Genomic DNA, 19,804 nt, shown 5'->3' with positions numbered 1-19,804 from the left:
GAAGACCGCGGGTCTCACGTCGGCCCTGAGAACGGTGCCGTACCCTTCCGCCGCAGCCAGATCGCCGAGGCCACCGCCAGCGCGTCGAGCGGCAGCGTCACGGGGCCCTGGCGCTTGCCCCACAGTTCGAGGCCGCCGAAGCCGACGCGCCGGATCTCCAGCCATGCGCCGAACGGGAACACCGTCTCCGTCCCCTCGCCCGGCCCGAAGCATTCCTCGAAGGCCAGGGGGTCGACCATCATGGCGTCGTACTTGGCGAGATGGTCGACGATCGCGACCTTCGAGCGGAACGGGCCGCGGTCGCGACGGAACGAGGCGAAGCAGGGTTCGAACTCGGTCAGCGTCACCCGCAGCTTGCCGGCGATGCGCAGGTAGGGCGGGTTCGGGCCGTCCGTGTCGAAATTTTCCGGCCCCCAGCCGGCTTCGCGCATGAGGGATTCGGCGAGCGTGACCGGTTCGCCGAGAGGCGCGGTGGGGGCCTGCCCATCGAACGCAGTCGCGGGAGGGTCGGTCACGCCGCCCTCGACCAAGCCGCCGGGGTTCCCGCCGTTCGGAGGAGAGCCGCTCTCGGTCACGCCACCGTGGATCATGCCACGTCCTCGCGCCTGCCATCGCTCCGCGGGAGCGGAAAAGAGGCATTATTTCGCATTTGACGTGAGGGCGCGAGCAGTTTCTTTCAAGGGCTGCCGCTCACCCGCAGGCGGCGGGTGCGCGGCGTCGGCCCGAAAAAGATATCAATCCTCGTCGTCGTCCTCGTCGATGCGGCTCATGCCCTTGAGCTTGGCGAAGACCGCGTCGGCGTTGAGATCCTCCTCCTCGCGCTCCTCCTCGCGCTCCGCGGCGGCCGGGGCGGTCGAGATCTCGGTCGGCAGCAGCTTGGCGCCGCCGTCGGTCGGCAGCACGGCGGGACGGTCCTTGGCGGCGCGCTGCACCTCGAAGTCGAGGTCGATCTGCGAGCACAGGCCGAGCGTCACCGGGTCCATCGGCTGGAGCGAGGCGGAGTTCCAGTGGGTCCGCTCGCGGATCTGCTGGATGGTCGCCTTGGTGGTGCCCACCAGACGGATGATCTGCGCGTCCTTCAGCTCGGGATGGTTGCGGATCAGCCAGAGGATCGCGTTCGGCCGGTCCTGGCGGCGCGAGAGCGGGGTGTAACGCGGGCCCTTGGTGGTGCGCTTCACCTCGGGCAGCTTGACCTTCGAGACCGCGACCTTGAGCCGATAATTCGGCGACTTCTGCGCCTTCTCGATCTCGTCACGGGTGAGCTGGCCAGTGGTGATCGGGTCGAGGCCCTTGATGCCGGCCGCGACCTCGCCGTCGGCGATGCCCTTCACCTCGAGCGGGTGCAGCTTGCAGAAGTCGGCGATCTGCTCGAAGGCGAGCGAGGTGTTCTCGACGAGCCACACGGCGGTCGCCTTGGGCATCAGCGGACCTTGGGACATCGGACAAAGCTCCAGGCGGTTCTTCGTGGTTCGCGGCGGGGAATGGCGCGGGAGCCCGGAAAGGCTCTCCCGCGGCCTCCGGCCCGGTCAGGTCCGAAGGATCCCATGTCGCGATGAATGAGGGGATCGCCGCTTATACAGGCGGGACCGGCCGTTGCGCAATCTGGTTCCGGGTCTGCTTCATCATGCGGAACGGCCGCCCGCACGCCCTTCCATGGCCGGCCGCAAGGGGGCGACCTCGGCGGCGACGTGATCCATGAAGGCGCGCACCCGCGCCGCGTGGCGCAGGTCCGGATGGGTCAGGAGCCAGAGCGTGCCGGCCAACTCCGGCTCCGGTCCCGAGAGGCGGCGCAGGCCGGCAATCCGGTCGCCGCGGTAGCATGGCAGCGGGCCGATGCCGACACCCTCGCAAATCGCCTCGCACAGCCCCTGCACGCTGTTGAGACGGAGCGCCACGCGCTCCGGCCCGGCGCGCGCGGCGACGAAGCGGGCGAAGAGGCCGCCGGCCACAGCCTCGCTCGGGCTGACCCAGTCGGCGTCGGCATCGTCCGCCTTTCCTTGCGCCGGCCCGTAGACTGCCCAGGCGATGGTGCCGAGCCGGCGCCCGACGAGGTTGGACGGCGGCTCGCGGGTCGCGCGCAGGGCCACGTCGGCATCGCGGCGGGACAGGTTCAGCGCCTCCTCGGAGGTGATGAGTTCGATCTGGACTTGCCGGAAGCGCGCCCGGAAGCGGCCGAGCATCGGCATCAGGAGGTCTGTGACCAGCGTCGCGGCAGCGGTGACCCGCAGGAGGCCCGAGGGCGTCTGCGCCCGGTCGGCCACCTCCCGGTCGAACCGGGCGACCTCCTCCTCCATCCGCGCGGCCGCCGCCGCCATCGCCTCGCCCGCAGGCGTCGGCACGTAGCCGGAGCGATGGCGTTCGAACAGGCGCGCGCCGAGCTCGGCCTCGACCGCGGCGAGCCGGCGGAAGGCCGTGGACGGATTGATGCCGAGATGCGCCGCGGCTGGCGCCAGCCCGCCCCGATCGGCGATCGCCCGCACGAGGCGGAACTCGTCCCAGACCACCGGCACCGCGCCCTCCTTGCATCTTCGCAAGGACGATCTTGCACGGCAGGGCGTTTCTGCAAACGGGGCGAACCTTCATATGGGTGGCGCATTCGACGCTCGGGCTCGAATGGAGCGCCTCGCCTCCGTCCAAGGACGGATACCCGTTTCGGGCGAGGCACCGGGCCCGCGAACAGGAGAGACGACGATGGCGAAGGTTCTGGTGCTCTACTACTCGTCCTGGGGCCATGTGGAGCAGATGGCCAAGGCCGTGGCCGAGGGCGCCCGCGAGGCCGGGGCCGAGGTCGCGGTCAAGCGCGTGCCGGAACTGGTGCCGGACGAGGTCGCCAAGCAGTTCCACTACAAGCTCGACCAGGAGGCGCCGATCGCCACCGTCGAGGAACTGGCCGATTACGACGCCATCATCTTCGGCACGCCGACCCGTTACGGTAACATGGCCTCGCAGATGAAGCAGTTCATCGACCAGACCGGCGGCCTGTGGGCCAAGGGCGCGCTGGTCGGCAAGGTCGGCTCGGCCTTCACCTCGACCGCCTCGCAGCACGGCGGCCAGGAGACCACGCTGACGAGCTTTCACACGGTGATGTTCCACCATGGCATGGTGGTGGTGGGCCTGCCCTACAGCTTCGCGGGCCAGAACGGCGTCGAGCAGGTGAAGGGCAACTCTCCCTACGGCGCCACCACGATCGCCGACGGCGACGGCTCGCGCCAGCCCTCCGCGATCGAACTTGATGGCGCTCGCTACCAGGGCCGCCATGTGGCCGGCATCGCGGCCAAGCTCGCAGGCTGAACGGGTTTCCCCTCTCCCCGCCTGATCTTGGGCTCGCCCGGGATCAGCAAGCAAAGACCGAAGTTGGGCAGGCCCAGTTTCGGGCGGGGCGAGGGGATGCGCGGGGCTGTCTCGCCCTACTGAGCCGCCGCGACGTCCTTCTGACCGATCGCGGCGAGCACAATCCCTTCCGTCAGGATCTGCGGCAGAACCTGCGCCTCGCCCTGCCCGCGATAGACGAGGTAGAGCGGCACCCCGCTGCGGCCGTAGCGCTCCAGGAGCCGGGTGATCTCCGGGTTCTGGTTGGTCCAGTCGCCCTTGAGAAAGGCGACGTTGCCGGCCCGGAACGCCGCCTGCACGCCGTCGCGCGCCAGCACCGTGCGCTCGTTGACCTGGCAGGTGATGCACCACGCCGCCGTCATATCCACGAACACCGTGCGGCCCTCGCGCCGCAGCGTGTCGAGGCGGGCTTGCGTGAACGCCTCTTCGCCCTGGGCCAGCGCGGTGCCCCGCGCGGCGGCGCGGTCGCCGTCGAGAAGGGCAACGAGGCCCAGCGCCGCGACGAGCGCCGCGACGGCGGCCACCCGGCCGAGGCCGGTGCCGATCCGGCCGGCGCCGCGCGCCCGCTCCCAGGCCCAGGCGGCGAGCGCCACCAGGACGAGGCCGGTCAGCCCGGCGAGCAGCCCGTTGGGCCCGACCTGCTGCGCCAGGACCCAGACCAGCCACGCCACCGTGGCGTAGACGGGAAAGGCGAGCGCGCCCTTGAGCACGTCCATCCAGGCGCCCGGCCGCGGCAGAAGCCGCAGCGCCTGCGGGAACAGCGTCAGGCCGAGGAACGGCAGGGCGAGCCCGAGGCCGAGGCTGGCGAAGACAGCGAGCGCGGCGAGCGGCGACTGCGTCAGGGCAAACCCCACCGCCGCACCCATGAACGGCGCGGTGCACGGCGTGGCGACGAGCGTTGCCAGCACGCCGGTGAAGAACGAGCCCTGATAGCCCGCCCGCCGGGTCAGCCCGTCGCCGAGGCCGACGATCCCGCCGCCGAGATGCACCGCTCCCGACAGGCTGAGGCCCATGGCGAACAGCCCGTAGGCGAGCAGCGCCACCACGACCGGCGACTGGAGCTGGAAGCCCCAGCCGATCCCGGCGCCCCCCGCCTTCAGCGCGATCAGGAGACCGGCGAGCCCGAGGAAGCTCGCGAGCACGCCCAGAGTGTAGGCGAGGCCGTGCAGGCGGACGCGGGAGGCGGATTCGCCGGCCTGCCGCACGAGGCTCAGCACCTTGATCGAGAGGACGGGGAAGACGCAGGGCATCAGGTTGAGGAGAAGCCCGCCGATGAGCGCCAGCCCGGCGGCGCTCCACAGCGTCAGGCTCTCGTCCTCCGGCGCGGCGGCCGGCGCTTCGGGAGCGGTGGGAACGGCGGCGGTGGTGGGTGCGGCGACGGGCTCCGGCCCGAGGGCGTAGGCCTTGCGCACACCGTCCTCGGTGAGAGCGAGCACGCCGGCGAGCGCGTCCGGCGTTGCCTTGGCCTCGCCCGGCGTGAGCGTCAGGCGCAGGCCGCCCGCATCGACGGCGAGATCCTGCGGCGCGGCGTTCTCGATCGCGCCCTCGGCATAGGGAAAGAAGGCGGCGGCGCTGACGTCCGCGAGGCCCGGCCGGTCGAGATGCAGCACGAGGCGCTCGCCCTCGCGGGTGGTGCGATACGCTCCGGGCGCCGCTTCCGGCAGGGCGGCGCGGGCGCGGGCGAACAGGGCGGCCTGCCCCGAGGCCGGCTCGGCGGCGGCCGCCACCGGCAGGTCGAGGCTCAGCTCGGACGAGCCCGGAATGCAGATCTCCTCGCAGACGAGGTAGGACAGCGTGCCGGCGAGCCGCACCGTCTCGCCGACCCTGGCGTCCTCGGGCACTTTGAGCGGCACCAGCAGGGTGACGGCGCCCTCGTAGCCGAAATTCATCAGGGTCTGGACCGGGATGCGCTCCGGCACCGGCCATTGCACCGGGCCGACCGTGTATCCGGCGGGCAGGCGCCAGCCCATCTCCGGCGGCAGGCCGGAATCGCCGGGATTGCGCCAGTAGACATGCCAGCCCGGCTTCATCGCCATGTGCAGGCCGAGCGTCACCGTGCGGCCGGGCACCAGCGCCTCGCTCTCGGCCACGAGGCTGGCGCGGACGAGATCCTTGGCCTTGGCCGCCGTCATGGCACCCTGCGCTCCGGCAAGGCCGGGCGCGGCGAGCGTCAGGAGGAGGGCGAGGAGGAGGCGGAGCATCGATCTTTTTTCCGAGCGGCCCGGTGTCCTCACCCCCGTGCGATCATCCCGATCGCGGGGGCAGACAGGGATCGGGCCGGAGCGGGCCGGCTGTGATCAGCGACGCTCTATAGCAGACCTTGCCCGCCCCGTGATCCGCACGGCCCCGCGGCCTCGAACCGCGGCCTTTACCCGGCGGCCCGCTCCTTCTTGAGGCGGTAGAGCGCGTCGAGCGCCTCGCGCGGGGTCAGCGCGTCGGGATCGATGGTGTCGATCAGCCGGCCGAGGCGGTCGTCCGGCTCGGGGCTCACCGGCTCCGGCGGGGGCGGTGGGGCGGCGGCGAGGCTGGCAAACAGCGGCAGATCCTCGATCGTGCGGCGGGCGGGGCGCTCGCGCTCGGAGCTTTCGAGCCCTTTCAGGATCGCGCCGGCCCGCGCCACCACACTCGGCGGCAGGCCGGCGAGGCGGGCGACCTGAAGGCCGTAGGAGCGCTCGGCCACCCCCGGCACCACCTCGTGCAGGAACACCACGTCACCGCGGTCCTCGGCCACCTTGAGGGTGGCGTTGTCGAGGCGGGGCAGGCGCTGGCTCAGCGCAGTCAACTCGTGGAAGTGGGTCGCGAATAGGGCGCGACAGCCGTTCTTCTCGTGCAGGTGTTCCAGGCAGGCCCAGGCGATGGAGAGACCGTCGAAGGTCGCCGTGCCGCGGCCGATCTCGTCCAGCACCACCAGCGAGCGGCGCGTCGCCTGATTGAGGATCGCGGCGGTCTCGACCATCTCGACCATGAAGGTCGAATGGCCCCGCGCGAGGTCGTCGGCGGCGCCGACGCGGGAGAACAGGCGGTCGACCACGCCGAGTCGGGCGGAGGCCGCCGGCACGAAGGCTCCCATCTGCGCCAGCACAGCGATGAGCGCGTTCTGGCGCAGGAAAGTCGACTTGCCGCCCATGTTCGGGCCGGTGACGAGGCGGATACGCCCGGCCTCGTCGCCCGACAGGTCGCAGGCGTTGGCGATGAAGGCCTCGCCGGCCCGCATCAGGGCCGCCTCGACCACGGGATGGCGCCCGCCCCGGATCTCGAAGGCGAGGCTGTCGTCGATGACCGGCCGGGTCCAGGCGAGTTCGACCGCCAGTTCGGCGTGGCTCGCCGCGACGTCGAGGCCGGACAGGGCCTCCGCGATGTCGGCGATCGCCTCCGCCTGTTCCCCCACCTGCGCAGCGAGACGGTCGAACACCGCGGATTCGAGCGCCAGCACCCGGTCGGAGGCGCCCGCGATCTTCGATTCCAGCTCGCCGAGTTCGACGCTGGTGAAGCGCATCGCGTCGACCATAGTCTGGCGATGCACGAAGTCCTGCATCAGCCCCTTGAGGCAGGCCTCGCCCACCGCCTGCGGCACTTCGATGTAGTAGCCGAGCACGTTGTTGTGCTTGATCCGCAGGGTCCGGCAGCCGGTGGCCTCGGCGTAGCGCGCCTGGAGCGCGGCAATGACCTTTCGCGAATCCTGGCCGAGCCCGCGCGCCTCGTCGATCTCGGCGTGGTAGCCGGCGCGCACGAACCCACCGTCGCGACGGTTGAGCGGCAGGTCGTCGGCGAGCGCCCGAGCCAGCTCTTCGGCCAGTTCCCGGTCGGCCTTGTCGAGGCGGCGGGCGAGGCGGATGAGCCCGTCCGGCAGGTCCTCTCGCGACAGCCGCTCGCTGATCGTGGCGGCAGCCATGAGCCCATCGCGGAGCGCCGCGAGGTCGCGTGGGCCGGCGCGGTTCAGGCCGATGCGGGACAGCGCACGGGCGATGTCGGGGGCGGCGTGCAGCGCGTCGCGCAGATGCGCGCGCAGCGCCCCGTCCTGCGCCAGGCAGGCGACGGCGTCGTGCCGCCGGCCGATCTTCGTGAGATCCGTCAGCGGGCCGGCCAGATGCTCGGCCAGCAGCCGGGCGCCGCCGGCCGAGACCGTGCGGTCGATGGCGTCGAGCAGGCTGCCCTTGCGCTCGCCCGAGAGGGTGCGGGTGAGTTCGAGGTTGGCGCGGGTGGCCGCGTCGATGGCGAGCGTCGCGCCGCTCGCCTCGCGGCTCGGCGCGGAGAGCGGCACGCGGGTGCCAAGTTGCGTCCGTTCGAGGTAGAGCAAAGCCGCCCCGGCCGCGGCGATCTCTGCCCGGCTGAAATTGCCGAATCCGTCGAGGGTCTTGACGCCGAACTGCTCGCGGATGCGCCGCTCGGCCGAGGCCGGCTCCAGCTCCCCTTGTGCCAGCGGCACCACCGCCGCCTTGGTCTCGCGCCACAGCTTGGCCAGCGCGGGGTCGGCGTGGATGACTTCCGAGAGCACGATCTCGCGCGGCTCGTGCCGGGCGATCGCGGCGGCGAGTTCCGAACCCTCCACCTCGCTCAAGGAGAAGCGGCCGGTGGAGATGTCGAGGGCTGCGAGCCCGTAAGCCTCGCGGGTGTCGGAGACCTTGCGACGGCCGATGGCGAGCAGCAGGTTGGCCCGCGTCGGGTCGAGCAGGCGGTCCTCGGTCAGCGTGCCCGGCGTGACGAGGCGGATCACCTCGCGCCGCACCACCGATTTCGGGCCCCGCTTCTTCGCCTCGGCCGCATCCTCGGTCTGCTGGCAGACGGCGACGCGGTGGCCGAGCGCGATCAGCCGGTGCAGATAGTCGTCGGCCCGCTCCAGCGGCACGCCGCACATCGGGATGTCGGCCCCGCCATGCTTGCCGCGCTTGGTCAGGACGATGCCGAGCGCGCGGGAGGCGATCTCCGCATCCTCGAAGAACAGCTCGTAGAAGTCCCCCATCCGGTAGAACAGCAGGCAGTCCGGATTGGCTGCCTTGATCTCGATGTACTGCGCCATCATCGGCGTAGCGCCGGGGATGTCGAGGGGCGAGGAGGTCACGGTATCCGCCGCCTGGGCACGCCGTTCGAGGGGTTGGGAGCGCTGGGGTCTGGGCATGGAAACGAGGCTAGCAGCCCGGCTCCGGCCGGGCACCGCCGGCCACCCGTGAAGACCGTGGACAAGTGGGCGCTCTCCCCAGCCGTCGCAAGCGGCGGTGGTGCCGGACCGTGACAACGGCAGGGGCCCGCCCGGCATCGCGCCGGGCGGGCCCCTTTCGTGATAAATCCGATGGATCCCTTCGGGATGCGGATTTTGCTTCGCTCAGCGCCGCGCGGGCTTGTCGGTCCGTCCCGCTGGGGTAAGGCTCAGTAGCGCGGGCCGCCCGTGGTGTTGCCGAGCTGCTGCTGGTAGCCGGGCCGCTCCGGATTGCGGGCGTTCGGGTTGCCGTGGCGGTAGGTGTTCATGCGGCGGCGATGGCGCTCGGCCTTGGTCGAGTGATGGTGGCCCAGCACGCTGCGGTGGGAACGGTGCCAGCGCCGGTGGTGCCGGCTGCGGTCGCGCACGACCTCCACCGTGTCGCCGGCGATCACGCCGGGAGCGGGCATCGCGGGGGCGGCCGACGCGGCCCCGATTCCCAGACCGAAGCTGCCGAGCAGCACACCGGCTGCGAGTGTCAGGGCGATACGCATCGTCGTGTCTCTCCGTCGCGTGCATGAGACGCACGCCGAGCGCACAAGTCGTAATTGGCTCGTCCGTTCCGCGTGGAAATCAAGCTATGTTAACAAATCTTCGTGGGTGGTTCCGCTGACGTCATGACGGGGCCGGGATGGTTGCGCCGGCGAGCGAACCGCGCCACCTCGCGCATCATGTCGTCGCCCGCGCTCCCGATCGAAGCCGCCCTGCCCGCCCTGCGCGCGGCCTTGTCCGAGCGCGCCTCCGCCGTGCTCGTAGCGCCGCCGGGCGCCGGCAAGACCACGCGGGTGCCGCTGGCCCTCCTCGACGAGCCTTGGCTCGGGAGACAGAAGATCATCCTCCTCGAACCACGGCGGCTCGCGGCCCGCGGCGCGGCCGAGCGCATGGCCTCCACCCTCGGCGAGCGGGTCGGCGACATGGTCGGCCTGCGGGTCCGGCTCGGCTCCAAGATCTCGGCCCTGACCCGGATCGAGGTCGTCACCGAGGGCGTGTTCACCCGCATGATCCTCGACGATCCGGAACTGACCGGCATCGGCGCGGTGCTGTTCGACGAGTTCCACGAACGCTCCCTCGATGCCGACCTTGGTCTCGCCTTCGCCCTCGACGCGCAGGGCGCGCTGCGGGAAGACCTGCGGATTCTCGCCATGTCGGCGACCCTCGACGGCGCCCGCGTCGCCGGGCTGCTCGGCGGCGCCCCGGTCGTGGAATCGGAGGGGCGTGCCTATCCGGTCGAGACGCGCCACCTCGACCGCGATCCGAACGAGCGGATCGAGGACGCCATGGCCGCCGCGATCCTGCGGGCGTTGCGGGCCGATCCCGGTTCGGTGCTGGCCTTCCTGCCGGGTCAGGCGGAGATCCGCCGCACCGCCGAGCGGCTGGCCGACCGCCTGCCCGCGGACACCGACCTCGCGCCCCTCTACGGCGCGCTGAGCCAAGGCGAGCAGGACCGGGCGGTGGCGCCCGCGCCGCCGGGGCGGCGCAAGGTGGTGCTGGCGACGTCGATCGCCGAGACCTCGCTGACGATCCAGGGCGTGCGCATCGTCGTCGATTCGGGCCTTGCCCGCGTGCCGCTCTACGAGCCCGGCAACGGCATGACCCGTCTCGTCACCGCGCGGGCCTCGCGCGCCTCGGTCGATCAGCGCCGGGGCCGTGCCGGCCGCACCGAGCCCGGCCTGTGCTGGCGGCTCTGGCCGGAGGCGGCGACCGCCGCGCTCGAACCCTTCGCCCGGCCCGAGATTCTCTCCGCCGACCTTGCCGGCCTCACCCTCGACTGCGCCGCCTGGGGCGTCACCGATCCGACGGCCCTTGCCTTCCTCGATCCGCCCCCGTCGCCAGCGCTGGCCGAGGCGCGGGCGATGCTAACCGAACTCGGTGCCCTCGACGCCGACGGGCGGCTCACCGCGACCGGACACACCCTGCGCAGCCTGCCGCTGCCACCCCGGCTCGCCCGGATGGTCGCCCGCGCCGCCGAATCCGGTCAGGCCCGCACGGCGGCCGATCTCGCTGCCGTACTGGTCGAGCGCGGACTCGGCGGGGACGCGGTGGATCTGTCCGAGCGCCTCGACCGCTTCCGCCGCGACCGCGGCGGACGGGCCGCCGACATGCGCCGCCTCGCCGAGGGCTGGGCGCGGCAGGCGGCCAAGGCGGCGAGCGGAGCGGAGGCCGGGGGCGCTGCGGCCGACCCCTGGCTCGCCGAGCCCGGCGCCCTGCTGGCGCTCGCCTATCCCGACCGGGTGGCGCGGGCGCGCGGCCGGGAGGGCGCGTTCCTGATGGCCAATGGCCGCGCCGGCCTCGTCGATCCGGCAAGCTCGCTCGCCCGCGAGGCCTTCATCGTCGTCGCCGACCTCACCGGAACTGCTGCCTCCGCCCGTATCCTCTCGGCGGCCGCGATCGCGCCGGAGGCCATCGACGCGCTGTTCGCCGACCGGATCGCATTCGCGCGCAGCGTCAGTTTCGACCGGGAGGCGCGGGCCTTGCGCGCCCGTGAGGGCCGGCGGCTCGGGGCCGTGACGCTGGACGAACGCACCCTCCCCGTCCCCGCCGACGAGGAATCCGCAAGAGTCCTCGCCCGCGGCATCGCCGGGCTCGGCCTCGACCGCCTGCCCTGGAGACCCGCCCTGGCGCAGTGGCGCGCCCGTATCCGCTTCCTCCACGCGGCGCAGCGGGGAGCCGAGGGCGGGGAATGGCCGGACCTCTCCGATGAGGCCCTGGCCGAAAATGTCGAGGAATGGCTGGCGCCGTCCATCGTCGGCCGCGCCTCCCTCGGCGCGATCACCGCCGACGATCTCGGCCAGGCCCTGCAGAACTGTCTGCCCTGGACGCTGCGGGCCCGCCTGGAGGCGGAGGCGCCGAGCCATATCGAGGTGCCGACCGGCTCGCGTATCCCGGTCGATTACGAATCCGGCCCGGAGCCGGTTCTGGCGGTGCGGGTGCAGGAGCTGTTCGGCCTCGATCGTCACCCGACGCTCGGTGGGGGGCGCGTGCCGCTGGTGCTCCACCTGCTCTCGCCGGCCCACCGCCCGATTCAGATCACCCGCGACCTGCCGGGATTCTGGCGCGGGTCTTGGAGCGCCGTGAGATCGGAGATGCGGGGGCGCTACCCGCGCCACCCCTGGCCGGAGGATCCGCTCAGCGAGGCGCCGACCCGGCGGGCGAAGCCGCGGGGGACGTGATCGAGGACGGGGCGGGAAGTCCGGGCACCAGCCGGATCAGCAGCCGGTGGGTCGGCCACCAGACCAGCAGCGGCAGTCCGATCACCAGAGCGGTAAACCACGCCCAGGCCGGCACCATCGTCTGGGCGGCGTGGTCGCTCATGCCCCAGACATAGTTGATGTTGACCGGCGTCAGCCCCGGATCGGGCCGCGGCGGCGGCATCAGGAGGAAGCAGACGAACAGGACGACGACCGCCAGCGCCGACCACACGCTCCAGGCGCGGCGCTCGTAGCCGAGCCGCCAGACGAGGAAGACGAGCAGGAACGGCAGCCAGCCGTGGAACAGCGACAGCCCCCGCAGGAACGGCGAGGTCTCGCGGTTGAACATGTAGGCGGTCATGCCGGTCAGCGGGACACCCGCGGCCTCGGCCACGAAATCGACGACCCAGAGCGTCTGCGGCGCGAGGAGCCCGACCGCGCAGACCGAGACGAGCAGCGCGCTCTCGGCCCAGATGCCGACGAGGGTCAGGATCAGGGCGATGTCGCAGAAATACAGGAAGTTCGTTGGCCCGTAATGGGTGAGGTAGACCGGGACCAGCACCGCCATGAAGGCCGAGTAGGCGAGCTTGAGGCTCAGGGGGATGCGCGAAGGGATTCGCGCGCGGACAGGTCTGCCGCCCTGCTCGATCACCGGAGGATCGGCTGTCGCCGCGCTGCCGGAAGGACTCATTGCCACCCCCCTGTCGTTTCCGACTTGACCGTGGCCGAGATTCGTTTCGGAGAGCGTGAGGGAACGCACGCGGCCTGCGATGTCCGCGCGATCCCGATACCGTTTTCGAGTGGTTCTTCGGTCCTGCCTCCCCTGTCATCCCGGGGCCACGCAGCGGAACCAGGGATGACGGGGGTGGGCGCTGTGCCGAACCAATCACCCGCAAACCGTAAGTGACAGGAAGGAATCGGTTCGATGCGTTCAGCTGCCTGCCGCCTCTCCGGGCTCGCGCTCGCCCTCCTCGCCGCCGGTGCGGCCCGCGCGCAGACGACGCCCGACGCTGGCGGCGCCCGGCCGCTCGTCATTCCCCAGGTCGAGGGCGAGCGCCAGGGCAAGGTTCTGGGCCGGGCGCTCGCCTGCGGTGCGGAGCGCGAGCGGGTGGAGCGGGTGCTGAGGACCGGCCGCGCACGCATGCTGGCGGCGGTCGGCCGGGCGCTCACCGAGGAGCGTTATGTGCTGGCGCTCGACGACGCGATGCGCCTCGAGACGAGCCTGCCGGCGCCCTCTCCGGGCGCGTGCGAGAAGGCGCTGGCCGCCTTCGAGCGCCTGGAGACGGCACCGTAGCATCCGGCAAGAATATCAGGCGAAGCGGCCGCCCTTCTGGATCACCTCGATCTTGTAGCCGTCCGGATCGGTGGCGAAGAAGAAAGTCGCGAGCGCGGTGTCGCCGTGCTTGAGGGTTTTGACCGGCGTGACCGGGAGCCCCTCGCGCTCGAAGCGGGCATGCTCGGCCGCCGCATCCTCCACCACGAAGGCGAGGTGGCCGTAGCCGTCGCCGAGATTGTAGGGCTCCGCGCGGTCCTTGTTGACCGTCAACTCGAGTTCGAACGGCGAGGACGGGTCGCGCAGGTAGAGCAGCGTGAAGTCGGGGAAGTCGAAGCGGTCGGCCGGTTCCAGGCCGAAGGCGCGGGCGTAATAGTCGCGCGAGCGCGCCTCGTCGCGGACGCGGATCATGGTGTGGACGGGCTTGGCCATCGGCCCTCTCTCCCTTGAGCGGATCGGCGCTCATCTGGCGCGAGGGCGGCCGCGCGGAAAGGGCCTTTCCGATTAACCCTTCGTCAACCTTAAGGGACCTTTGCTCGTCGGCGATGATGCGCGCCGCGTCCCCCCGAACCGTCGATTCCAACGCCCTGCTGCCACCGGGCGACGCCGCCCTGCGCGCAGCGGTGCTCGGCTGGCGTGACGCTCTGGTGCGGGAGCGGCGCATGGCCGCCAACACCGTCGAGGCCTACGAGCGCGACCTGCGCCAGTTCCTCGAGCACCGCGCCGGCACGCCGACCATCGCCGGGCTGATCGCCCTCAAGCCCCGCGACCTGCGCGCCTTCATGGCCGCGCGCCGCGCGGAGGGCGTCGGCGGCCGCTCCTTGATGCGGATGCTCGCGGGCCTGCGCTCTTTCGCTCGTTTCCTCGAACGCGAGGGGCACGGCAGCGTGGCGGCGCTCGGCGCGGTGCGCTCGCCCAAGGTCGAGCGGCGGCTGCCGCGCCCGCTTCCCGTCTCCGCCGCCCTGGCGATGACCGCACCCGAGACCCGCCCCGACGACGCCCGTGCGCCGTGGGTGCTCGCCCGCGACGCGGCGGTGATCGCACTGCTCTACGGTTCGGGCCTGCGCATCTCCGAGGCGCTGGGGCTCGCCGCCCGCGACGCGCCGGTGCCGGGCCTCGACGAGGTGCGGGTCACGGGCAAGGGCGGCAAGGTCCGCGCCGTGCCGATTCTGCCGGCGGTGTCCGAGGCGGTGGCGGCCTATCTCGCGCTCTGCCCCCATTCCCTCGATCCGGAAGGGCCGCTCTTCGTCGGCGTGAAGGGCGGGCCGCTCTCGCCGCGGGTGGTGCAATACGCGGTGGCGGCGCTCCGCGGCGCGCTCGGGCTGCCCGAGAGCGCGACCCCGCACGCCCTGCGCCACTCCTTCGCGACGCACCTGCTCGCCCGGCAGGGGGAGCTGCGGGCGATCCAGGAACTGCTCGGCCACGCCTCGCTCTCGACCACGCAGATCTACACCAAGGTCGATGCCGCCCGCCTGATGAGCGCCTTCGAGGACGCCCATCCTCGTGCCCGCCGGCTGCCGCCGCGGCCCGAAGCGGGCCCGGCGCCGGTGACATCGATTGATGCGGAGCAAGGCTCGGGCGCCGATGCCGGCTATGCTGCCCGGCCAAGCGGCCTGCGAGAGCCGAACAAACATCACGGAGCGGAGCGCAGAAATGCGTGAGTGTGCCCCGTTTACCTTGGTCTTGCCGCGATTGAGTGGCGGATTGTCATCAACCGAGTGGCACGGCGCCGCCGAGTCAGAAGTTTCAGGGAGTGTCCGATGCGCGTGAGCGGAATCTGTCTCGCAATCCTGCCCGTCGTCGCCGTCCTCGCCGTGACCGCGACGGTGAAGACGCTTCTCCTGCCCGTCACCGCCGTGCGGCTGCTCGCCCGCGGTCGCGCCGCGCGGGCCTGATCGGCCCCGGACGCGCCTCGGGCGCGTCTGGCCAAAACACGTCCGGCAAGACGCTCCGGACACCGTCCCGCAGGGCGGCTCTTCCCTATACGTGCCTGTCCCGAAGGCTCACGCCCAGCGCCAGCCCTTGGGCTCGATGACGAGAATGCTGCCCTGGCGGATGCCGAGCCGTGGGGCGGCATAGATGTCGAGATGGCCGAGGATGACCAGCAGCACCCGGGCGACGCCGCCATGGGCGACCATCACGGTCGGGCGGCGTAGCTCGGTCACCACCTCCTCCACCCGCGCCTCGACCATGGCGTAGCTCTCCGCACCCTCCCCGCGTGGCTGGTAGCCCCAGCGGTCGCGGTCGCGCGCGGCGGCGCCCGAGGGATCGCGGCGCCGGATCTCGGCCCAGGTCTTTCCCTCCCAGGCACCGAACCCGATCTCCTTCAGCCGCCCGTCGGCGCGGTATCCGGCGGATGGCAGGCCGATACCAGTGCGCAGGATCTCCATCGTCTTCCGGGCACGGGTGAGCGGGCTCGCCACGTAATCGGCCGTCGGCAGATCCGCCCCGGCGACGCGTCGCAGGCGCTCGGCCGCCTCCGCCGCGTGGGCGAGCCCGTTGGCGTTGAGATCGGTGTCGCGGTGGCCCTGAAGCCGGCCTTCCGCGTTCCAGTCGGTCTGGCCGTGGCGCACGAACCAGATCGTCGGCACTCCGCTCATGCGGCTGCTCCGCCGGGGCCGGCGCATCCCCGCAAAGGCCCCGACGCGCCGGATCGGGAACGGCGGAGGCGGCGCATCTGTTGGGGCTCCAAGCTTTTCCCTTCCTGCGGGCCCGCCTCGGCGGCCTCGCGAATGGCTCGTGAGCGGATAATCTTCGGCATGGCACGCAAGAACGGCAAGGACGGCAGCGGCTCCCCAAGTGACAAAGCGGCTGACAAAGCCGTGGAAACAAGGTCGCAGGCGGGCTGGCGCGACCACCCGCCTTCCTTCGCCGGCTGGGCCCGTGCCGCGATCGCCGGCAGCGGCACGGCGCCGAGCCTGTCGCCGCACCTCCACCCGGTGCTGCCACCGGCCGCACCCGGCATCGTCACCGTCGAGCCCGGCCGGAGCGTCGATCTCGCCGCGATCGATCCCGGCGCCACCGGCGGCCTCGACAAGACAGAGGCCAAGGCCGCGCTCGAAGCGCAGCGCGCGCGCATCAAGGCCCTGCAGGAGAGGCTCTACGCCGAGCGCCGCCAATCCCTGCTCGTGGTGTTCCAGGCGATCGACACCGGCGGCAAGGACGGCACCATTCGCCACGTGCTGGAGGGGGTGAACCCGCAAGGATGCCGGGTCTGGTCGTTCAAGGTGCCGAACGCGGAGGAGCTCGATCAGGACTTCCTCTGGCGCTACCACCTGCGCACGCCCGGCCGCGGCCTGATCGGCGTGTTCAACCGCAGCCATTACGAGGACGTGTTGGTGGTGCGGGTGAAGGGCCTCGTGCCGGAGGAGACGTGGCGCGAGCGCTACGGGCTCATCAACGATTTCGAGCGGCTGCTGACGCTCTCAGGGACCGTGATCCTCAAGTTCTTCCTCCACATCTCCAAGGACGAGCAGAAGGAGCGCCTGGAGGCGCGCCTCGCCGACCCGGAAAAACACTGGAAGTTCGACCCCGCCGACCTCGTGGAGCGCAAGAGCTGGGACGCCTACCAGACCGCCTTCAACGACGCGCTCGCCCGCTGCTCGACGCCCTACGCCCCCTGGCACGTGGTGCCGGCCAACCGCAAATGGGCCCGCAACGTCATGGTTGCCCAGACCATCGCCGACACGCTGGAGGCGATGGATCCGCGCTTTCCCGAGCCGCGCGCGGGGCTGGAGGGCATCAAGGTGCCGGGTTGAGTTGGAGTCTCCTCGCAGGAACGCCTTCCAGAATCGTTCCCCAGGCCGTCTAGATCGACCCCCACCCAAGCGCGAGGGGAGCGTCGATGCCGACGGTTCGCGAGATCGAGGCGGCCGGCTACCGCTCGCTGCGGAGCCTCCGCTTTCCGGTCGGTCCGCTTTCGGTCTTCGTCGGCGGCAACGGCACCGGCAAGACCAATCTCTACCGCGTGCTCTCCCTGCTCCAGGCGGCGGCCGCCGGCAGCCTGACGCGGGCGCTCGCGGCTGAGGGAGGCATGGAATCCGTGCTCTGGGCCGGCCCCCGCCGCAAGGGCGAGCCGGCGCGGGTGCGGCTGTCCGCCGAGCTGTTCGACGACGCGACCGGCCACGCCTACACCTACGCGGTCGAGGTCGGCCTCGTGCCGCAAGTGGGCAGCGCGACCTACGGGGCCGGCTTCGCCCTCGAACCGCAGGTGAAGACCGAGCGGCTCACCGTGCAGGCCGGGACGCGGCCGGTCACGGTGCTCGACCGCGACGGGCCGGCCGGCTTCGTGCGCGACGAGGAGGGCCGCAAGCGCCCCTTCGGCACCGACCTGCTCCCGACCGAGACGGCGCTCGCCGCGCTGCAGGACGCCGTGCGCTTCCCCGAATTGCAGATCGTGCGGCAGGCGCTCGGCGCGTGGCGGTTCTACCACGACGTGCGCACCGATGCCGGATCGCCCCTGCGCCGCCCTTGTCTCGCGGTGACGACGCCGACGCTGGCCTCCGACGGCGCCGACCTCGCCGCCGTCTTCGCGACGCTGGCCCATATCCGCGGCGACACCGCCGACCTCGACGCGGCCTTCGCCGATGCCTTTTCCGGCGCCCGCCTCGTGGTGCCGACCCCGGACCGCGAGGCGCGCTTCGGCGTGATCTTCTCCGAATATCTGAAACGGATCTTCGAGCCGTCCGAACTCTCCGACGGGACGCTGCGCTACCTCGCGCTCGCGGGTGCATTGCTCGCCTACCGGCTGCCGCCCTTCCTCGCGCTCAACGAGCCCGAGGCCAGCCTGCACCCCGACCTGATGGAGCCGCTGGCGCGGATGATCGTGGGAGCCTCGAAGCGCAGCCAGGTCTGGCTCGTGACCCATTCCGAGCGGCTCGCCGCGGCGGTCGCCGAGCAGGGTGGCGTGCGTCCCCGCCTCGTGCTCAAGCGGGAGGGGGCGACAGGGATCGACGGCCTGCGGCGCTCCGGCGCGTTTTCCGACGAGGATGAGTAAGCGATGCGGATCGTGATCGGGGCCGTTCTGACCGGGCGCGTCGCGCCGCTCGGGGGCGGCAAAGCGACGAGCGCCATCGCCAAGACTTCCGTGGAAGGACCCGTCGCGGTGGGGCCGCTCGGTCTCTCAGGCGACGCGCAGGCCGACCGTCGCTTCCATGGCGGCCTGGATAAGGCCGTCCACCACTACGCCCTCGACCACGCGGCCGCGTGGCGCGCGGAGCTGCCGGGCCTGCCCGATCTGCTGGAGCGGCCCGGTGCCTTCGGCGAAAATATTTCGACCCATGGCCTCACCGAGCATGATGTCTGCGTCTGCGACCTGTGGCGGGTGGGCAGCGCCCTGCTTCAGGTCTCGCAGGCGCGCCAGCCCTGCTTCAAGCTGAACCTGCGCTTCGGCGTGCCGGATATGGCGCGGCGGGTGCAGGCGAGCGGGCGCACCGGCTGGTACTATCGCGTGATCGAGGAAGGGTTCGTGGCGGCCGGCGAGGCGCTGGACCTGGTCGAGCGCCCGCACCCGGACTGGCCGCTGTCGCGACTCCTGCACCATCTCTACGTCGATCGCCTCGACGCGGCGGCCCTGCGGGAAATCGCCGGCCTCGCGACGCTCGCCGAGTCCTGGCGTTCGCTCGCCGCCCGCAGGCTCGCGAGCGGCGCGGTGGAGGACTGGCGCCGACGCCTTGGTGAAGAGGGCTGAGCCTCAGTCCCGCTCGCGGGTGATGTCCGGCGCGTCGGGGTTCTTCATGCCGACGACGTGGTAGCCGGCATCGACGTGGAGGATCTCGCCGGTCATGCCACGGGACATGTCGGAGAACAGGTAGGCCGCGGTCTCGCCGACCTCCTCGATAGTCACGGTCCGGCGCATCGGCGCGTTGTACTCGTTCCACTTCAAGATGTAGCGGAAGTCGCCGATGCCCGACGCCGCCAGCGTCTTGATCGGCCCGGCCGAGATCGCGTTGACGCGGATCTGCTTCGGGCCGAGATCGGCGGCGAGGTAGCGCACGGAGGCTTCCAGCGCGGCCTTGGCGACGCCCATCACGTTGTAGTGGGGCATCCACTTCTCGGCGCCGTAATAGGTCAGGGTCAGCATCGAGCCGCCCTCGCGCATGATCTTCTCGGCCCGCTGCGCCACCGCGGTGAACGAGTAGCAGGAGATCAGCAGCGACTTGGTGAAGTTCGCCTCCGAGGTCTCGAGGTAGCGCCCCGTCAGCTCGTCCTTGTCGGAGAAGGCGATGCAGTGGACGACGAAATCGATCCCCTCCGGGAACACCTCGGCGGTCGCCGCGAAGGCGGAGTCGATCGAGGCCGGGTCGGTGACGTCGCAATGGCCGACCACGTGCGCGTTCAGTTCGCGCGCCAGCGGCTCGACGCGCTTCTTCAGCGCCTCGCCCTGATAGGTGAAGGCCAGTTCCGCCCCATGCGCGGCGGCGCTTCGGGCGATGCCCCAGGCGATCGAGCGGTTGTTGGCCACTCCCAGCACCAGCCCGCGCTTGCCCGCGAGCAGCCCGCCCGGCTTCTGTTCCGACATGCGTCACCTTCGCTTCGGCCGCGCGGGCGTCTCTCACGGGACGGCCCTGCGCCGGGGGCTTCCTTAGCGGAGGGTGGCCGGAGGGGGAAGCCTGAAGGCGCTCGCGATCGCCTCAGGGCGATCGTCGTGTTTCTGTTTCGGCCTCCGCGGACATCCTCGGCTCCTTGGGCGCTCGCTCCGCTCGACGCCTCGGCAAAAAGCCGAGGCCGCTCCGCGAGCGGCCTTCGCGCTTGCCATACGGCACGCTCGCTCTTCCACGACGTCTCGGCCCGCACCCGTTCGGCGAGCCGCAAGGCTTG

General features: G+C 71.6%; 18 protein-coding genes. 8 read left to right on the top strand and 10 right to left on the bottom strand.

Translation table 11 applies throughout. From position 1 onward, the window contains the following. Nucleotides 1-14: 14 nt before the first annotated feature. From MFF24_RS24940 to MFF24_RS24930, 3 genes are all read right to left on the bottom strand, one after another. Nucleotides 15-590 (bottom strand): hypothetical protein, encoded by a 576-nt coding sequence (locus tag MFF24_RS24940; RefSeq protein ID WP_238228703.1) that lies wholly within the window; start codon nucleotides 588-590, stop codon nucleotides 15-17. Nucleotides 591-734: 144 nt separating this feature from the next. Further along, the gene (locus MFF24_RS24935; protein WP_238228702.1) at nucleotides 735-1,439 is read right to left on the bottom strand and encodes a DUF1013 domain-containing protein; all 705 of its coding nucleotides are present in this window, start codon (nucleotides 1,437-1,439) and stop codon (nucleotides 735-737) included. Between the two features lie 183 nt (nucleotides 1,440-1,622). After that, complete coding sequence (locus tag MFF24_RS24930; protein ID WP_238228701.1) at nucleotides 1,623-2,510, bottom strand: LysR family transcriptional regulator; 888 nt, start codon at nucleotides 2,508-2,510, stop codon at nucleotides 1,623-1,625. Between the two features lie 181 nt (nucleotides 2,511-2,691). On the opposite strand from MFF24_RS24930, the gene wrbA reads away from it, so the two are divergent. Next, on the top strand, nucleotides 2,692-3,291 hold the full coding sequence (wrbA, locus tag MFF24_RS24925) for an NAD(P)H:quinone oxidoreductase (protein ID WP_108941973.1): 600 nt from the start codon (nucleotides 2,692-2,694) through the stop codon (nucleotides 3,289-3,291). A gap of 116 nt (nucleotides 3,292-3,407) precedes the next feature. Here the strand turns inward: wrbA and MFF24_RS24920 are convergent, their stop codons facing one another. The 3 genes from MFF24_RS24920 to MFF24_RS24910 all read right to left on the bottom strand — a co-directional run bounded on the left by MFF24_RS24920 (nucleotide 3,408) and on the right by MFF24_RS24910 (nucleotide 9,018). Next, the gene (locus tag MFF24_RS24920; protein WP_238228700.1) at nucleotides 3,408-5,531 is read right to left on the bottom strand and encodes a protein-disulfide reductase DsbD family protein; all 2,124 of its coding nucleotides are present in this window, start codon (nucleotides 5,529-5,531) and stop codon (nucleotides 3,408-3,410) included. Between the two features lie 167 nt (nucleotides 5,532-5,698). After that, nucleotides 5,699-8,446 (bottom strand): DNA mismatch repair protein MutS, encoded by a 2,748-nt coding sequence (gene mutS / locus MFF24_RS24915; protein ID WP_238228699.1) that lies wholly within the window; start codon nucleotides 8,444-8,446, stop codon nucleotides 5,699-5,701. Nucleotides 8,447-8,694: 248 nt separating this feature from the next. Then, nucleotides 8,695-9,018, bottom strand: a complete 324-nt coding sequence (locus MFF24_RS24910) for a hypothetical protein (RefSeq protein ID WP_108941976.1) — start codon at nucleotides 9,016-9,018, stop codon at nucleotides 8,695-8,697. Between the two features lie 177 nt (nucleotides 9,019-9,195). Here MFF24_RS24910 and hrpB point away from each other — a divergent pair, with 177 nt between their 5' ends. Next, on the top strand, nucleotides 9,196-11,694 hold the full coding sequence (gene hrpB, locus MFF24_RS24905; protein WP_238228698.1) for an ATP-dependent helicase HrpB: 2,499 nt from the start codon (nucleotides 9,196-9,198) through the stop codon (nucleotides 11,692-11,694). Here the strand turns inward: hrpB and MFF24_RS24900 are convergent. After that, nucleotides 11,651-12,403 (bottom strand): hypothetical protein, encoded by a 753-nt coding sequence (locus tag MFF24_RS24900; protein ID WP_238228714.1) that lies wholly within the window; start codon nucleotides 12,401-12,403, stop codon nucleotides 11,651-11,653. The genes hrpB and MFF24_RS24900 overlap by 44 nt on opposite strands. A 234-nt stretch (nucleotides 12,404-12,637) precedes the next feature. Between MFF24_RS24900 and MFF24_RS24895 the strand changes: the two genes are divergently transcribed. Next, a complete protein-coding gene (locus tag MFF24_RS24895) occupies nucleotides 12,638-13,006 on the top strand; it encodes a hypothetical protein (protein ID WP_238228697.1) in 369 nt (122 codons plus the stop codon). A gap of 15 nt (nucleotides 13,007-13,021) precedes the next feature. On the opposite strand, the gene MFF24_RS24890 is transcribed toward MFF24_RS24895, so the two are convergent. Next, the gene (locus MFF24_RS24890) at nucleotides 13,022-13,417 is read right to left on the bottom strand and encodes a VOC family protein (protein WP_166060771.1); all 396 of its coding nucleotides are present in this window, start codon (nucleotides 13,415-13,417) and stop codon (nucleotides 13,022-13,024) included. Between the two features lie 113 nt (nucleotides 13,418-13,530). On the opposite strand from MFF24_RS24890, the gene MFF24_RS24885 reads away from it, so the two are divergent. Continuing rightward, complete coding sequence (locus MFF24_RS24885) at nucleotides 13,531-14,646, top strand: tyrosine recombinase XerC (protein WP_238228696.1); 1,116 nt, start codon at nucleotides 13,531-13,533, stop codon at nucleotides 14,644-14,646. Between the two features lie 99 nt (nucleotides 14,647-14,745). Then, nucleotides 14,746-14,880, top strand: a complete 135-nt coding sequence (locus tag MFF24_RS28915; RefSeq protein WP_255700725.1) for a hypothetical protein — start codon at nucleotides 14,746-14,748, stop codon at nucleotides 14,878-14,880. A gap of 108 nt (nucleotides 14,881-14,988) precedes the next feature. Here the strand turns inward: MFF24_RS28915 and MFF24_RS24880 are convergent, their stop codons facing one another. Then, nucleotides 14,989-15,585, bottom strand: coding sequence for a histidine phosphatase family protein (locus MFF24_RS24880; protein ID WP_108941979.1), 597 nt, complete (start codon nucleotides 15,583-15,585; stop codon nucleotides 14,989-14,991). Between the two features lie 159 nt (nucleotides 15,586-15,744). Here MFF24_RS24880 and MFF24_RS24875 point away from each other — a divergent pair, with 159 nt between their 5' ends. The 3 genes from MFF24_RS24875 (at nucleotide 15,745) to MFF24_RS24865 (ending at nucleotide 18,674) form a co-directional block, all read left to right on the top strand. Next, on the top strand, nucleotides 15,745-16,743 hold the full coding sequence (locus tag MFF24_RS24875) for a polyphosphate kinase 2 family protein (RefSeq protein WP_238228695.1): 999 nt from the start codon (nucleotides 15,745-15,747) through the stop codon (nucleotides 16,741-16,743). A gap of 86 nt (nucleotides 16,744-16,829) precedes the next feature. After that, nucleotides 16,830-17,981, top strand: a complete 1,152-nt coding sequence (locus MFF24_RS24870) for an AAA family ATPase (protein ID WP_238228694.1) — start codon at nucleotides 16,830-16,832, stop codon at nucleotides 17,979-17,981. A 3-nt stretch (nucleotides 17,982-17,984) separates the two neighbouring features. Further along, nucleotides 17,985-18,674 carry an MOSC domain-containing protein gene (locus MFF24_RS24865; protein WP_238228693.1) on the top strand — a complete coding sequence of 230 codons (690 nt, stop codon included), beginning with the start codon at nucleotides 17,985-17,987 and terminating at the stop codon, nucleotides 18,672-18,674. Between the two features lie 3 nt (nucleotides 18,675-18,677). Here MFF24_RS24865 and fabI read toward each other — a convergent pair whose 3' ends face one another. Beyond that, nucleotides 18,678-19,505 (bottom strand): enoyl-ACP reductase FabI, encoded by an 828-nt coding sequence (gene fabI / locus MFF24_RS24860; RefSeq protein WP_012456504.1) that lies wholly within the window; start codon nucleotides 19,503-19,505, stop codon nucleotides 18,678-18,680. Nucleotides 19,506-19,804: the final 299 nt, after the last annotated feature.

This window comes from Methylorubrum aminovorans (assembly GCF_022179725.1).
GTDB classification, from domain to species: Bacteria; Pseudomonadota; Alphaproteobacteria; order Rhizobiales; family Beijerinckiaceae; genus Methylobacterium; species Methylobacterium aminovorans.
This window is presented reverse-complemented; position numbering and strand designations above follow the sequence as displayed.

Excerpts from the sequence above, each read along its gene's own strand:
- MFF24_RS24940 (WP_238228703.1), bottom strand. The coding sequence starts at position 590 with ATGATCCACGGTGGCGTGACCGAGAGCGGCTCTCCTCCGAACGGCGGG.
- MFF24_RS24935 (WP_238228702.1), bottom strand. The coding sequence starts at position 1,439 with ATGTCCCAAGGTCCGCTGATGCCCAAGGCGACCGCCGTGTGGCTCGTC.
- wrbA (WP_108941973.1), top strand. The coding sequence starts at position 2,692 with ATGGCGAAGGTTCTGGTGCTCTACTACTCGTCCTGGGGCCATGTGGAG.
- MFF24_RS24920 (WP_238228700.1), bottom strand. The coding sequence starts at position 5,531 with ATGCTCCGCCTCCTCCTCGCCCTCCTCCTGACGCTCGCCGCGCCCGGC.
- mutS (WP_238228699.1), bottom strand. The coding sequence starts at position 8,446 with ATGCCCAGACCCCAGCGCTCCCAACCCCTCGAACGGCGTGCCCAGGCG.
- MFF24_RS24910 (WP_108941976.1), bottom strand. The coding sequence starts at position 9,018 with ATGCGTATCGCCCTGACACTCGCAGCCGGTGTGCTGCTCGGCAGCTTC.
- hrpB (WP_238228698.1), top strand. The coding sequence starts at position 9,196 with ATGTCGTCGCCCGCGCTCCCGATCGAAGCCGCCCTGCCCGCCCTGCGC.
- MFF24_RS24900 (WP_238228714.1), bottom strand. The coding sequence starts at position 12,403 with ATGAGTCCTTCCGGCAGCGCGGCGACAGCCGATCCTCCGGTGATCGAG.
- MFF24_RS24895 (WP_238228697.1), top strand. The coding sequence starts at position 12,638 with ATGCGTTCAGCTGCCTGCCGCCTCTCCGGGCTCGCGCTCGCCCTCCTC.
- MFF24_RS24890 (WP_166060771.1), bottom strand. The coding sequence starts at position 13,417 with ATGGCCAAGCCCGTCCACACCATGATCCGCGTCCGCGACGAGGCGCGC.
- MFF24_RS24885 (WP_238228696.1), top strand. The coding sequence starts at position 13,531 with ATGATGCGCGCCGCGTCCCCCCGAACCGTCGATTCCAACGCCCTGCTG.
- MFF24_RS28915 (WP_255700725.1), top strand. The coding sequence starts at position 14,746 with ATGCGCGTGAGCGGAATCTGTCTCGCAATCCTGCCCGTCGTCGCCGTC.
- MFF24_RS24880 (WP_108941979.1), bottom strand. The coding sequence starts at position 15,585 with ATGAGCGGAGTGCCGACGATCTGGTTCGTGCGCCACGGCCAGACCGAC.
- MFF24_RS24875 (WP_238228695.1), top strand. The coding sequence starts at position 15,745 with ATGGCACGCAAGAACGGCAAGGACGGCAGCGGCTCCCCAAGTGACAAA.
- MFF24_RS24870 (WP_238228694.1), top strand. The coding sequence starts at position 16,830 with ATGCCGACGGTTCGCGAGATCGAGGCGGCCGGCTACCGCTCGCTGCGG.
- MFF24_RS24865 (WP_238228693.1), top strand. The coding sequence starts at position 17,985 with ATGCGGATCGTGATCGGGGCCGTTCTGACCGGGCGCGTCGCGCCGCTC.
- fabI (WP_012456504.1), bottom strand. The coding sequence starts at position 19,505 with ATGTCGGAACAGAAGCCGGGCGGGCTGCTCGCGGGCAAGCGCGGGCTG.